Source organism: Chloroflexota bacterium, from assembly GCA_009840355.1.
Classification (GTDB): Bacteria; Chloroflexota; Dehalococcoidia; order Lucifugimonadales; family JADFKI01; genus Bin90.
Genome location: VXNZ01000023.1, coordinates 149,100 through 162,428, shown reverse-complemented (window position 1 = coordinate 162,428; position 13,329 = coordinate 149,100). Strand labels below are relative to the sequence as shown.

At 58.6% G+C, this 13,329-nt stretch carries 17 protein-coding genes, 1 tRNA gene and 1 pseudogene; 11 read left to right on the top strand and 8 right to left on the bottom strand.

The window, feature by feature from the left end; genetic code table 11:
• Positions 1–228 precede the first annotated feature (228 nt).
• The 4 genes from F4X57_06425 to F4X57_06410 form a co-directional block, all read right to left on the bottom strand.
• Entirely contained in the window at positions 229–1,119 is an 891-nt protein-coding gene (locus F4X57_06425) for a hypothetical protein (GenBank protein MYC06789.1), read from the bottom strand.
• A gap of 870 nt (positions 1,120–1,989) precedes the next feature.
• Entirely contained in the window at positions 1,990–2,265 is a 276-nt protein-coding gene (locus F4X57_06420; protein ID MYC06788.1) for a helix-turn-helix transcriptional regulator, read from the bottom strand.
• A gap of 18 nt (positions 2,266–2,283) precedes the next feature.
• A complete protein-coding gene (locus tag F4X57_06415) occupies positions 2,284–2,616 on the bottom strand; it encodes a hypothetical protein (GenBank protein MYC06787.1) in 333 nt (110 codons plus the stop codon).
• Complete coding sequence (locus F4X57_06410) at positions 2,613–2,852, bottom strand: helix-turn-helix transcriptional regulator (protein MYC06786.1); 240 nt, start codon at positions 2,850–2,852, stop codon at positions 2,613–2,615. The genes F4X57_06415 and F4X57_06410 overlap by 4 nt, the downstream gene beginning before the upstream one ends.
• Positions 2,853–3,341: 489 nt before the next feature.
• On the opposite strand from F4X57_06410, the gene F4X57_06405 reads away from it, so the two are divergent.
• The 6 genes and pseudogenes from F4X57_06405 to F4X57_06380 all read left to right on the top strand — a co-directional run bounded on the left by F4X57_06405 (position 3,342) and on the right by F4X57_06380 (position 6,569).
• Positions 3,342–3,728, top strand: a complete 387-nt coding sequence (locus tag F4X57_06405; GenBank protein ID MYC06785.1) for a helix-turn-helix domain-containing protein — start codon at positions 3,342–3,344, stop codon at positions 3,726–3,728.
• Positions 3,725–4,648: an ImmA/IrrE family metallo-endopeptidase gene (locus tag F4X57_06400; GenBank protein MYC06784.1), complete on the top strand. Its 924-nt coding sequence runs from the start codon at positions 3,725–3,727 to the stop codon at positions 4,646–4,648. The genes F4X57_06405 and F4X57_06400 overlap by 4 nt, the downstream gene beginning before the upstream one ends.
• A gap of 68 nt (positions 4,649–4,716) precedes the next feature.
• Positions 4,717–4,929: a ribbon-helix-helix protein, CopG family gene (locus tag F4X57_06395; protein MYC06783.1), complete on the top strand. Its 213-nt coding sequence runs from the start codon at positions 4,717–4,719 to the stop codon at positions 4,927–4,929.
• 17 nt (positions 4,930–4,946) lie between these two features.
• Positions 4,947–5,135, top strand: coding sequence for a recombinase family protein (locus F4X57_06390; GenBank protein MYC06782.1), 189 nt, complete (start codon positions 4,947–4,949; stop codon positions 5,133–5,135).
• Between the two features lie 9 nt (positions 5,136–5,144).
• Positions 5,145–5,414: pseudogene (locus F4X57_06385) on the top strand (recombinase family protein).
• A 360-nt stretch (positions 5,415–5,774) separates the two neighbouring features.
• Positions 5,775–6,569 (top strand): hypothetical protein, encoded by a 795-nt coding sequence (locus F4X57_06380; GenBank protein MYC06781.1) that lies wholly within the window; start codon positions 5,775–5,777, stop codon positions 6,567–6,569.
• On the opposite strand, the gene F4X57_06375 is transcribed toward F4X57_06380, so the two are convergent.
• Positions 6,524–6,608 (bottom strand) — tRNA-Leu (locus tag F4X57_06375). The two genes, F4X57_06380 and F4X57_06375, sit on opposite strands and share 46 nt — an antisense overlap.
• 387 nt (positions 6,609–6,995) lie before the next feature.
• Positions 6,996–8,294, bottom strand: coding sequence for a winged helix-turn-helix domain-containing protein (locus F4X57_06370; protein ID MYC06780.1), 1,299 nt, complete (start codon positions 8,292–8,294; stop codon positions 6,996–6,998).
• Between the two features lie 328 nt (positions 8,295–8,622).
• On the opposite strand from F4X57_06370, the gene F4X57_06365 reads away from it, so the two are divergent.
• The 5 genes from F4X57_06365 to F4X57_06345 all read left to right on the top strand — a co-directional run bounded on the left by F4X57_06365 (position 8,623) and on the right by F4X57_06345 (position 11,799).
• Positions 8,623–9,243 carry a hypothetical protein gene (locus tag F4X57_06365; GenBank protein MYC06779.1) on the top strand — a complete coding sequence of 207 codons (621 nt, stop codon included), beginning with the start codon at positions 8,623–8,625 and terminating at the stop codon, positions 9,241–9,243.
• The gene (locus tag F4X57_06360; GenBank protein MYC06778.1) at positions 9,240–9,596 is read left to right on the top strand and encodes a hypothetical protein; all 357 of its coding nucleotides are present in this window, start codon (positions 9,240–9,242) and stop codon (positions 9,594–9,596) included. The genes F4X57_06365 and F4X57_06360 overlap by 4 nt, the downstream gene beginning before the upstream one ends.
• A gap of 163 nt (positions 9,597–9,759) precedes the next feature.
• The gene (locus tag F4X57_06355; GenBank protein MYC06777.1) at positions 9,760–11,115 is read left to right on the top strand and encodes a PQQ-binding-like beta-propeller repeat protein; all 1,356 of its coding nucleotides are present in this window, start codon (positions 9,760–9,762) and stop codon (positions 11,113–11,115) included.
• A gap of 76 nt (positions 11,116–11,191) precedes the next feature.
• Complete coding sequence (locus F4X57_06350) at positions 11,192–11,395, top strand: type II toxin-antitoxin system VapB family antitoxin (protein ID MYC06776.1); 204 nt, start codon at positions 11,192–11,194, stop codon at positions 11,393–11,395.
• Positions 11,392–11,799: a PIN domain nuclease gene (locus F4X57_06345; protein MYC06775.1), complete on the top strand. Its 408-nt coding sequence runs from the start codon at positions 11,392–11,394 to the stop codon at positions 11,797–11,799. The genes F4X57_06350 and F4X57_06345 overlap by 4 nt, the downstream gene beginning before the upstream one ends.
• Here the strand turns inward: F4X57_06345 and F4X57_06340 are convergent.
• Together F4X57_06340 and F4X57_06335 are read right to left on the bottom strand one after the other, a co-directional pair.
• Positions 11,782–12,615 carry a DUF4392 domain-containing protein gene (locus F4X57_06340; protein MYC06774.1) on the bottom strand — a complete coding sequence of 278 codons (834 nt, stop codon included), beginning with the start codon at positions 12,613–12,615 and terminating at the stop codon, positions 11,782–11,784. The genes F4X57_06345 and F4X57_06340 overlap by 18 nt on opposite strands.
• 6 nt (positions 12,616–12,621) lie before the next feature.
• Positions 12,622–13,329 carry a hypothetical protein gene (locus tag F4X57_06335; protein MYC06773.1) on the bottom strand — a complete coding sequence of 236 codons (708 nt, stop codon included), beginning with the start codon at positions 13,327–13,329 and terminating at the stop codon, positions 12,622–12,624.

The following is a 13,329-nucleotide window of genomic DNA, read 5'->3' as shown; positions in this document are numbered from 1 at the left end:
GATAACCCACGCTGAACCCGGGTTATCGCAGCGGGGGATTACATGAAAACGACCTGATTCCGGCTTTGCCCGAAAAGTAGGAACCTCACCCCTAAGGTCGAACCACAACAGATTCTCTCAAGGCTGAAGTGGCAACGAATGGGCAACGAGTCTGATTCTCAGGTGGGGACATGACCCAGAGTGAGGGTGGCTAGTTTGATGAACGGTCAATCTCATGAACCAAAGGGTCTATGTCGCAGGGCGTTTTGAATTTGTCTCATAGAGTGTCTGAGTAATTGGACCCAGGAATCGCTCCTCAACTAGGAACTGTAGCAACCTCTTCGCCTCCACTTTTTCGGAGGGGAATATGATCTTCCCGCTCTGGTCTAACTCTATCGCAGCCTCATGTCCTTGGGAGAGCAATTTGAGATATTGGGGTGAGAACTGGCTGAGCACATCGGAATCTCTGAGCAGGGCGAATCGCTTGCGGAACCACTGGTCAGCCTTGGTTGCCAGGGCCTCTGGTCTTTCAACTGCGAGGCTGTCATGATCCATTATTTCTAGGATTGCCTGTTCAGATGCCTCTTCGTAGAAATCGGCCAGTGGCAGGAAAGTATTAACTGTACGAAAATTTCGGAACATAAGCTCGCCTGTAGAATCTCGATAAACAGCCTGCAAGCTAGAGTCAAGTGTCAATCCTGGTTGCTTGTTGCTAACGTAATCGCTCCCGTCGAGAAACAGGTGAAGCCCACCGGGACGGATCACTTTTGAAGGGGTGAAGTTCTGGAACAGCAAGAGATCATCGCCTTGATCGTCGCGGGCCAATCCTACGGTTCCCTTGATGGAGTTGACTGACGCCAAGTTGTTGTCCACCCGCTCTAGTTGCGTAACGGTCAGGCTAGTTTCTCCTTGCAACCAAACTGGGAGTTCGTAGCCCGATATACGAAACCGCTCATGTCTTTCAGGATTGTACCCCGGGTCGAACTCGACGACCTCGATTCCATTGAGGAAACCATCTAACTGCCCAGTCCAGCCTTCGGCGAGTTCATTCTGTAAGTCCATTCTGAGAGGGATGTGCATCAAGCACGGCTCCTCTCGCCTCCGTTTGACGATAGCGCTTAGGTGGAAGTTTTCAAGCATTCGTGTCTCCTATGTGCAGACGGACGCCTTGAGATAGGCTAACTGTTTGAATCTCCTGCCCAGGTCGGCGCAGGTTTCTCTTGCTGATCAGAAGATAGGACACTCCAAGACTGCTCCGTACGGAGTAGAAACGGTATCCCAAGAACAGGCGCATTATCGGGTTAAAGTGAAAGGCTCCGGTCTGCGCGATGGCTATGATGATGATAGCTAGAACGAGACCGCTGGTAAGCCAACCGCTAGAAAATGTCGGACTCACTGATCTGAGAAATGGCAAGAGATAAATGAACAGATACGTCAGCAACTCTTGGTCGCGGCGTTCAAATTCCCCAATGTAAAACTGGTGTAGCCTTTCTAGACATGTACTTCAGCAACGTACCGCAGATGACGACCAACAGCACACCAACAAGAATCCATGGAACCCAACATAGCCAATACACACCCTGCTCATATTGCTGCACTCCCATAACCCAGAGTACTGGGGAGAGGGAAGTACAAACGAGGAGCATTTTGGCAAGGAAATTCATCAGGCCGAACTCTCCGGCAGGGGAGCAGGAATGGTTGGAATTAACGCCGATAGTCTAATCGAGGCCACCTGTCTATGGCTAAGCCTCTTCAACTTGACGGGGTATCGCGCGGAGATAACACCATGATGGATACCAGAGTGGGTCACCTAGGGCGTCTGGCAGTGCATCCAGAACCGCGTTCACTGCGACGTGGGGCTCGCGCGGATTACTGCCGGGAACCCTATGGTGTCCTTAGACTGCGGTTTCCTGCAATCTCGCCATCAGGTATTCCTGCGGCCTGTCTCTCTTAATGAGGAGACCTAAGACTATGTGTCTCCATTGAGGCCCATGACGGTCACCCGCCTCGCTACCTCATCTCCTTCGGGTCGAAACCACTGGGCAGGTCCCGTTCGTGCCACATCAGGATCTCGCGAAGCCCCATGCGCTCGGCGATGAGCAGCAGGAGGAACAGGTGGTCGAGGCTGGGAAGAACGCCCTTGTTGCGCCATTGCCTGAGCCGTGACGGGCTGACGCCGAGCATACGCGCAATCGCCCTCCAACTCAGACCGCTCGCCTCCTTGAAGCGTGTCAACCGGTCGGCAAAGTCCGGCGGGAACTCGAACTCGAAAGGACGGTGGACCATGCGCTGCGTTCCCACGTACTAGCCCCCCCGGTGGCCCGGGCCGAATCCCGCCGCCAGGGGCTGCTGAAGCGTCCCGACCGGCGGCAGGACCTCGTAAATATCCAGCAGGATGTAGAGTCCGCCGGGGATATGGGCTGCCAGCTTGATAAGCGCGCACAGTCCGTCCGAGCTCGGCTTCGTGCCGTTGCGCCAGCGCTGAAGCTGGCGTGAGTCCACGGCAAGACAACCGGCCAGACCGTCCCACGTCAGTCCGCTGACCTCCTTGAACCACTCCAGGCGCCGGGGGAAGTCCTCCGGCAGAAAGGTCGCGGCGAACATCAGGTGGGCTGGAGGAAGCGAGGTGCGCCTCACGATACGACCTCCAGTATGAACAGGTCATCGAAGCTCGTGATGCGGAGGACCTCCATGAGTTTCCTGCGAACCTCAGCCGACGGGCAGCGCGTGCCGCTCATCAGCTGAGAGAGGTAGCCCGACGAGATGCCGGCGAGACAGGCCAGTTCGTTCTGCGTCATGTTGAGACGGTTCAGAAGCTCCCACACCCTGTCGGGCCTGAGCTTCACCCGCGATGAAGGCTGTCTGCGTTTCACGCCGCGCCCTCCCTCTGGGCCGCCTGGGAGCCGTCCCCTGCCTCGTCTTTGTGGTAGAGGTGGGGATTGTCCAGGTAGTGGCGAGCGATGATCCGGGCGAGTATCCTTAGCCCGTCGATGCGCTGCCGCTCCTGCCTGGCTGTCAGCTTTCGCTTCCGCTTCTTACTCACGCGATCCTGTCCCTCTAATGGTGTCTGGCGCACTGTGAGGGGATAGCCTTCGGCGCGCCGGTGTTGTATACTCAACACAGTGTTAGATAATGTGTTCTGTAATCACTATCGTATCAACAGTACCCAGCTATCGACAATGCTCTGAAGCCCGTATTCGCCTTTTATTGACATATTGCTTGCTTTGATGTAACAATAATATGGCGGCAATGTAGCTGTGTTGTAACAGACGAGCCGTGCGCGGAACTGCGCGCAGGTATGACGGCAGGGGGAGAGCATCATGGTCGAGCATGACGATAGGGATGTCGCCGAGCATGGGGATATGGGAGGCAACGAGGATTTCGGAACTCTGCTCAAGCGGCTGAGGGGAGAGCTTAGCCTGCGGGACGCGAACCGGCTCTGCGGCGTCTCAGGCTCGTACCTGTCGCAGATCGAGCGTGGACAGAGGATGCCGGGGCGCAACCTCGTACTCAAGCTGGCCAAAGCATACGACGTGGACGGCGAAGAGCTGCTGAAGCGCGCAGGGCACACGGGCCAGCCGGCCCCAAACAGCAGGGAGACCCTGGACGTCGAGCGTGCCTTCCAGTACGTGCTGGCGGACCCCGACTTCCGCGTGGGCACCAGGCCCGACGGGCCGCTGTCCACGAACTCCAAGCGGTTCATAGTGGAGATGTATGAACGATTCACCGGAAAGAGGCTGCTGGAATGAGTGCAACCAGAGATGACTTCTGCCGCGAGTTGCTGGACGATGACCACGGCCGCGGCGCAATCGACCCGGAGGGCGTGGCCGCCCGGTTCGTGAGCCACTTCGGAGTACCGGGCAGGCCAACCATGCCCGTGCTGAAGGCGCTGCTTCAGGAGGCCGGTTTCGGCGCCGTGTCCGGTGCGCACCTGGACTCGATGAAGGGCGTCCACTTCGGCACGCGGGGTGGGGGCTACGAGATCTACTACTGCCAGGACATGTGGGACGGTGCTAAGGAGCACACGATACTCCACGAGACCTATGAGATCATCTGCGAGACGCTGTGCGAGCAGGTAACGGGCACGCCGTTGAGGAGGAGGGTGTGTAGGCAGGCGGACCGCTTCGCCGCGGCGGTGCTGATGCAGCCCGGAACGTTCTCCCTCATGGCGGAGGCGTCGGGGCTGGACGTGCTGGCCCTACAACGGGCGTACCGCTGCTCATACGCATCGGTGACGCTGAGACTTGCAGAAGTGGTGAGCGAGTTCCCGCTGATGACGGTCCTGTACGAGAGACACCGCGACGACGGACCGGACCCCGAGGGATGGACTGAGCCGCCCGAGCTGCGGGCGACGGTCGTGCGCCGGACGCGGGGCTTCGGAACACCCCACTCTGAGTTGCTGCGCGGGTCGCGAGGCGGCGTTCCGCTTAGGGGAAGGCGACCTACGTCCGGCTCCCTGGCCGACCGCGTGGCCGGCTCAGGCAGGGCCGAGTATGACGAGGACGGCGCGCTTGCCGCCATTGCGAGGCCGGTGATATGGAAAGGCAGGCTTGCGAAGGTGGCGGTCGTAGCCGTCCCCTATCGGCACAGAGCCGCGCTCGACCCGCAGAGGCCCACACCCGGATTCGGCAATTCGATACGTGGGCTTGCGGCTTCGGCACCCTGGTAGTCGAGGGCATGGTGTGGTAATATCAAGAGTAAGACAGCGTACTACTACAACAGGCAAAAAGAGAGATCATGCCCACCAAGCGCAGGAACACCGCCACCATCACCTTCTCGCTCTCACCGGAAATGGCGCAGGAGCTGAGGGAGGTGGTCAAGGAGGAAGACCGCACCGTAAGCGAGCTTCTCCGCGAGGCCATCCGCCTCTACATGGAGGAACGCGAGTGGCGAATACGGGAAAGAATGGAAAGGCTCAGGTCCCGGCAGAAGGGACAGGAACAGGAGTGAACAGAGAGGAGATTCGTATGAACGATATGACCGACCTCACCCCAGTGGCCCTGTATGCAAGGGTGTCCAGCGACAGGCAGGACGTTGACCTGTCGGTGTCCGCGCAGCTTCGAGCGCTCAGGGAGTACGCCGAGAAGAACGGCTACCTGGTCGCACGCGAGTACGTGGACGAGGCCGAGAGCGGACGCATAGCGGACAGGCCTTAGTTTCGAAAGATGCTGGACGAGGCCGGCAAGCCAGAGGCACCGTTCAAAGAGATTCTCGTCTGGAAATTCTCCCGCTTCACCCGCAAGAGGGAGCACGCCGTCGCCTTCAAGTCCATGCTGAGGCGCAGAGGCGTCCGCGTCGTATCCATCACCGAGCAGGCGGACGACACCCCCACCGGAAAGCTCCTTGAGGCCATCATCGAGTCTGTCGATGAATTCTACAGCGAGAATCTCGCGCAGGAGGTTACAAGAGGGTTGCGGGAGGCGTCATCCAGGGGATTCTGGATGACGACCTATGCCCCCTACGGATACAAGAGAGTCCACGTCCAGGATGGGGTCAAGAAGCGCCCCAAGCTGGAATTGAATCCGCCCTATGACGCCATGGCGCGACGCATCTTCGACATGGCGCTACAGGGAAAGAGCACCCTGGACATCGCCAGAACCCTCAATGCCGAGGGCATACCCACGGTCAACGGCAAGAAGTGGGTCAAGACCACAATCTATTCCATGCTCCAAAACGAAGCGTACGCCGGAGCTGTGGTCTGGGGAATCAACGCCAAGGACGGCGCGCCGCCCGTGCGGGTAGAAGACGCTCACCCCGCCATCATATCCAAGCGGGAGTTCCACAGGATAAAGAAGATGCTCGGTTCCCGCGCACCTAGGAAGGTGAACCCCCGCCGTGCATCCAGCCCCTACCTGCTCAGCGGTATTCTCAAGTGCGAGACCTGCGGTAAGGCGATGACCGCATCTGAGGCCAAGAGCGGCAAGTACACCTACTATGTCTGCCAATCCTTGCTCAAGCGCGGCAAGGCCGTCTGTGAGACGCCCAGGCTCAACGCAAGGAAGATCGAGAAGGTCATCATTGACGAGCTTCGCGCCAACATCCTCACCGAATCCAACATCCGTGGGCTGGTGAAACTGCTTGACGAGGAGATGGATGGGGTGGCGCGAGAGCAGCGTGAGAGGCTGGAGGGCATCGAGGAGGAGCTTGAGGACGTGAAGCGGAGGCTGGGTCGCATCTGGCACGTTATAGAGACGACGGACATAGAGATTGCTGACGCCTCTGACCGCATCAAGGAACACCGGGAGCGCAGGGAGAAGCTGGAGAGCGCCGCTGAGAAGGCGAGGGCGCTGCTTGCCGAGCGTCGGGTGATGCTCGACAGCGCCGATGTCATCGCCACCTTCGCAGAGGAGATGAGCGAGTTCCTCAAGACCAGCGAGCTGACCGAGACCAAAGCCTTCGTCCACTCCTTCGTCAAGGAGGTCGCGGTCAGACCCGGCAGGGCAGCAATCGTCTACACCATACCCACCCCTGATGATAGTCCTATGGTGGGAGCGGACTCCGCCGAGTTGGCCCTAAATGGCGGAGTTCGCAGTTCAGTACGTTCTGGTGGGGAAGGGGAGACTCGAACTCCCACGCCTTGCGGCACATGATCCTAAGTCATGCTCGTCTGCCAATTCCGACACTTCCCCACGGAGGAGAGGGTACAGGCGGCTGCGCGCCTGATGTATGTAGCCCGATGTATGTAGATTATAGCACAGGGCGAATGTGCACTCCCACGACGGTGGCTCTATGTGGTGCGCATGCATGGCATGGTGTGTATGCGCATTCGAGGCGATTGGCGGGTTGGTCGTAGATGATGCGCCAGCCGTTTAGTACATCGCGTCCCAGTATTGACGGTAGCAGCCGTCGCTTGAATTCGCGTGCCCGTAAGCGCTGCTCGATGGTCGGATAGAATCTCCTTGCGTCGCTTGGATACGCTTCTTGAAATGGTTCGTCCGCTATGCATCATTGCTATACATCATTATGATGGCGCAGGCTATGATGGCGCAGGCTGTCCCGTCCGCCGAAACACGCGCCTACCGCATCGCCGCCAGCACCTTGCGCCGCAATCCGCGCGGTGTGCTTTGTTCGATGACTAGGTCTGTGGCGGCGTGGAATGATAGGAAGCTGCGCATTGCGACGGCGATGTCGGCTACTATGGCGTCGTCGGGCTTGATGCCCGGCTCGAGGTAGATGTGCTTGAGGCGCAGCGTAGCGTCCTTGCGCTCTAGCTTCGGGTCGAAGCGGCCGATAAGCTCGCCGTTGCGCAGTATCGGCAGGCAGAAATAGCCCCACTCGCGGATTGGTGCAGGCTTGTACGCCTCGAGGATTTGGCGGAATCCCCAGAATTGCACATCGCGTCCCTTCGCCCAGAATAGACTGTCGAACGGCGACAGGAATGTCGTGCGCTGCGGTGACATTTCGCCGTCTGCGGCGCGCTCTAGCAGAGACAGATTCGCGCGATGTACGACCTGTGCGGCGACCGTGCCATCGGGCATATGCACATCCACGCCGACCAGCGTGCCCTCGTCTAACATGCGCTGCACAAGCGGCTTGGCGGGCGTGCGCTTCATGTGAAAGTAGTCCGGAATCTGCATCGGCGAGCAGACGCCGAGCGCCCGCGCGGACTTGTCAAGCAGCGTCAGGTACGCCTCTTCCTCGCTTGGCGGCGTGGTGTCCACCCAGCACGGCAATACGGTTTCCGTGATGCCGTAGATGCGCTGGAAGTTGACACGATTGGCGATGGTGAGTTCGCCGGTGTTGTACAGATGCTCCAGCGCGACTTTCGCGGGCTTCCAATCCCACCATGTGCCGCGTCTGCCGTCCGTGCGCTCGAAATCGGCGGACCGCGCCAGCCCATGCTCTCGCACATGCTGCATCACGGCGTCCAGCGTCTCGATATTAGCCGGGTCTTCCAGCCACTCGCGCCGCCGCTTGCCTAGCGGATTGGCGTGCCGGCGCATCGTAGGGATGGCGAAGCGGTACAGCGTCAGTGGAATCACGCAGGCCGCGTGCATCCAATACTCGAACAAGCGGCGCTCATTGCCGTTGTCGCCGCCGTCCGTGTCGGAGTTTATCGTGCCCTCGCCGAAAATCAGCCTGTCGAATTCTGCGGTATCGTACGCGCCGAGCCTGCTCCACAGCGCGACATACTGGCTGCGGCGCACCATCTGCAGCGTATCGAGCTGCACCCATCCCACGCGCTCGACCGTATCGTAAATCGCATCGGCATCCGGCGCGCCATCCGCCAACGGCGCATCAAGCTGCTGCGCATGCAGCACAACGGCGCGCGCAGCGGATAGTGGTAGCGGCGATGTGTATGTGTGTTTAGACATGCATTATATGGTAATGGCAACGGGGAGCGGGTGTATAGGTGTTTCTGTATGTATGAGCCTGCCGGTGTCAAATTCTACACTTGACACCGGCAGGCTTGAGGGATTGCGATTCACAAGAATGGCAGGCGAACCCAAATAATGACCACAAATTTTCAGGCCTGCGCCGTCAATCAGCGGGCGAATGGGCTTTGACATTCTCAAGTGCTGACGTATGCTCTACAATGGCGGTGCGCAGCAGTTGCGAGACGGCAGGTTGTGAGACGGAAAGTTACGTCAGAGCCTGCGGTGTCACTTACATTCAGGCGATATGCGGTAAGGGAGTTCACCGATGCGGCAGTATAGGATTGTAGAGGAAGCCTTGACGGACAAGGCTGTGCTCCTTGGATTTTTGTATCGCGTAGGGTCTCGCAATGACGGTGTGCTTGGCGACCGTTTGAAAATGCAGAAGCTCACATTCCTGTTTTGCCACGAACTATTCAAACAGAGAATCAAGGCGTTGAACTATATCTTCTTCACATATAGGTGGGGACCCTTCACGAAAGACTTGTACGAAGCCGAAGCGGACTTCGAGCAGGCCGATCTCATGCACCGAGAGGGGCGGGTATTCTCGCTGACTGAGACGGGTGTGAAGTGGGGACAGTCCATCTACGACGCACTCGGAGGTGCCCCCTACAACTGTGAGATTGTGGAGACAATGGATGCGATTGTCGATAGATTCTCTCGCAATTCCACGCAGACGCTGGTGGATTACAGCCGCGCGATGAACATCACGCCCATCGGTTGGCACGAGACAGAGCAATTAGACGAACTGCCACTGCACTTGGATTTGACCGCCGTCGTGGACGAAGAAGAGGCAACTGCAATAATAGAAATAGACAGAGGACTGCTGGACAGCTTCGCCATGGCATTGGCGTTTGGCGCACGGTTTCAGGCGGTTCCGGCAATTTGAACAGCACACGCCAATCCTACGCCATCAGGATAATCGATTCACTGCAAGCTGACATCGACAACCCGCGATTTTGGCGGCGCAGACACCCGCGTTTGCAACGACGGTTCAGGCTGGTGCTGGATATGCTATCCACCGATCCCTATGCTGCCGCTCGCTCGGAGCGATTGCGGCATGACTTCAGTGGATTGCGCTCCGCCGTGCTTGTGAACCAGTGGCGGCTGATTTTCAATGTCTACGAAGAGTGCCGCAGGGACGGCTTCCAGGACAACAATCCGATAGACTGCTGTCGTAACGAAGTGGATACGCTTGTCAATACGGTGAACGTAATCGAAATATCCGACCACTACGCTTAAGCCTTACTTATCACTTATTCATCGAAATGGGCCGTAATATCCTGACTCACTCCCATACTAGTCTTCCCCAATCAAGGGGAAGGGACGATTGAATTAGCGCATTCTCCAACTCGAAAGCAGGTCTTCCTTGCAGGCGGTTATTCTTTGCCCTACTTGCAGGCACTTGAACTCGCCGGATAGCGAGTTTTGCGATAGGTGTTGGCGTCGCCTGTCGGGCAGCAGCGCCGTCAGCCGCGATGAGGCGGAGGCGTCCGTTCTGCAATGGATGCGCCGCCGTCGGATGCTGCGATGGGCGCGTTGGAGTGTTGCCGCCGCGCTGTTCGTTGCCCTGTGCGCCGGCATTGCGAACTACTACGGCGCATTCGAGCGTCCTCTGCCTCCGCCGTCATCCGGCATCAGCGCGATCGCCGGCGCGGACGACTGGCCGATGTTCCTGCGAGACCCGCTTCACTCTGCCGCCGCAGATGTCTCCACAACGCCGCAAGGCGCGCTGAAGTGGCGGTTCGACACCGACATGCCGATGTTCTCGTCCCCGGCGGTCGTGGACGGTCGGCTGTATCTCGGCTCCGGCGACGGCCGCGTGATCGCGCTGGACGCCGACACGGGCGCGCTGCTATGGGAGCATCCCGTAACCGGACCTGTCGATTCGTCGCCGGCGGTGGCGGGCGACAGTGTGTTCATCGGGCTGCGCGACGGCCGCGTACTGTCGCTGCACAAGGACACCGGCGCGCGGCAGTGGGAGTTCCCCACGGGCGGCATATTCGCCACCTCGCCGGTGGTGCTGGAGGGCATCTTGTACATCGGCAGCGGCGACGGCAAACTGTACACGCTGGACGCGCAGACCGGGCAGGTGCGCTGGGAATACCAGACGAACGGGCACATCGCGTCCGACCCGGCGATAAACGACGACATCGTTGCGGTGCTGTCGCAAGATAGCTACCTGCACATCGTGGACAAGCACACTGGCAGAAAGCGGCTAGACTACCACACCAAGTTCGCGCGCGGCTCGCCTGCGCTGAGCGGCGATTGGGTGTACACGGCAGACCAGATAGGGCTTGTTACGGCGATAGATTGGCACAAGCGCGAGGTGCCGTTCGAGAAGAATGTGCGCTGGTTCCGGACGCAGCTCTGGGCGTGGGGTGCGCTGCGCGAACTGCCGCCGCTGAAAGGCTTGGCGTGGGCGGCGTTCGTGCCGGGCAGCATGGTAGCTTCGCCAATCGTTACGGAGGATAGGCTGTATGTCGCGGCGGCGGAGGGGGAGGTGTATGCGCTTGACAGGGAGACAGGCGATGTGCTGTGGACATTCGAGGCGGACGGCTACTTCCTGTCCGCGATGACGCTGGTAGGCGAAGGGCTGTTCATCGGCGACCGGTTCGGCACGCTGTACGCCATAAGCGCCGACACCGGCGAAGAACTATGGCGCTACAAAACCGGCGCGCCCATTGGCTCAACGCCCGTAGCCGCGAACGATATGCTGTATTTCACGTCCGAAGACGGAACGCTGTACGCGCTAGAGTAAGAACTGACATCGATGTACAGGACAGAGTGGATGTATAGAAATTGCCCCTCTTGGCTACTTAGTGTATGTTAGGTGTATGACTCGCACAAATGTGGACATTGACGATCAGGCGTGCGCCGAAGTAATGCGGCGTTATCACCTCGCCACCAAACGCGAGGCGATAAACTTCGCGCTGCGAACGCTTGCAGCCGAAACCCTATCGGTACAGGATGCTCGCTCACTTCGAGGAAGTGGTTGGGACGGCGACCTCGACGCCATGCGCTCCAGTCGTTCGCTATGATTTTCATCGACACTTCAGCCTGGGTGGAGTTTCTTAGGGATGCGGGTTCCCCTGTATGCGATCTTGTCGATGAACTGCTGGCAAACGAAATCGCAATATGCGACGCTGTAAGGATGGAGGTGTTGGCAGGTGCGCGAGACGAGTCACACCTGACGAGCCTACGGCGGCTGTTGGCGCGCGCGAAAACTATACCAACACAGTCTACGGATTATGATGCCGCCGCCGTCCTGTATCGTCGCTGCCGAAGGCAAGGCGAGACCGTCCGTAAGTTGATTGACTGTCTCATTGGCGCCGTAGCTATACGCGCAGGCTTGCCGATTCTGCACAGCGACGCAGACTTTGAAACGCTGGCGCGTCATACGGAATTGCAAGTCCATCCTTCTGCGTCAGAGCAGAGCGTGTAGCGCGCGCAGGGTCTCGGCGTTTTCTTCTAGCGTGAAGCCGTCCGCCTTATACTCTTGTATGCCGCTCATTCCGTCCACCGCACCGATGTCGGCGGTCCGGCGGATTGTCGCCATGTCTTCTTCGACTGTCGGCAGCAGGTTCTTGCCGCTTAGCTTGGAAAGCGACGCCGCCAAGCCGTAGCCGCCCCAGTTGGACACGCTCGCCAGCACTAGCTCGGACACCTCCGTTACGCACGGCTCTTTCACCAGCGATTCGACGGTCGTTACCTCATTGGCGACATTGCCCATGCCTATCTCGTTGCCGCCGTCGCCGATGCCCACCGTGCGCTCGTGATGGCGGAACAAGTAGTCAGCGCGCGCGGTGTACTGCGAGATGTCGCGCCCGCGCATGTTGCGATACTTGCGGTCGTGCGTGAAGCCGCAGCGTTCTATGGCGATGATGACGGACGGGTCGTGCTCGGATATGAGTTGCTGCGCGAACGCCTCGCTCTCCGCGTCGCCCGCGATGGGGAAGTCGATGACACTCGCCGCGTTGCTCTTCGTGCCTTCCATCACCGCCGTGCCGTATGAGTCGGTAACATAGGCGACATTGTAGCCGAGCTGCTCGAGCGCGTTGCCGATGGCGATTGCGCCGGGCGGCCCGTCGGTCTCGATTAGCCCGGCGTCGAGGATGTAGAAGCCGGTTACGATGAAAGCAGTGCCGGGGTTATCCAGCACAAACTGCGCGGCGCGGTCGCAGAAGTCCGCCGGCACATAAGGGCGCAGGTGGGAGATGCCCCTGCGGTCGTTGTCGAGGATGATGTCTTCGATGGTCATGGCGTTTTACTCCACTTCATCAGCTTTGTCGTCTTGCTGTAATACCGGAAGTTTTGGGTTGCCGGATAGAATCGGGTGTTGCGATTCTATGCTGTCGAGTTCGTCCAACACGGCGCGTAACTCTTGGCGCAACGAAGGATCACACTGTCTTATAGATAGGATCAAATTCTCCACGGCTTTGTTGGCTTCGTTTATATTGGTGAGCGTTCCATCTATCTTGACTCTCGCAAGCGCGGACGAATCAGCGTAGCCTGGCATAAGTTGCTTTTTGACGAGATTGCTATGCCCGCTGAACCTACGAGGTATTTGAATGCCGTGAAAAAGTTCCTCCACAGATACTGGACGAAACATCGTGAGTAGTGCCTCTTCGTTAGGAACTGGCACAACAATCATTTTCACACCTAACCGTTCCAGCCTCTCCCTCTTATTCTCACTCGGAGCTCTGGTTACCTGCACCTCGACTACGGTGACGGGGCGATGGTCGGAATCATAAACCGCTATGTCCGGCACCATTCCGGCAATCGGCGTCAACTCATCGGGAATGGCGATGCGCCCGCCTTCGGGAACACTTATGTGTTCGTACTCATTGGATGATGTTGTTTTCAGGAAGCATCCTCCTGCACTGAGCCTATCCCAAATGAGCGCTACGGCATATTCGTGCAGGTACGACACGGGGTGCTCAGGCGTTCCGACATTCTTTGTCCATTTCGACAT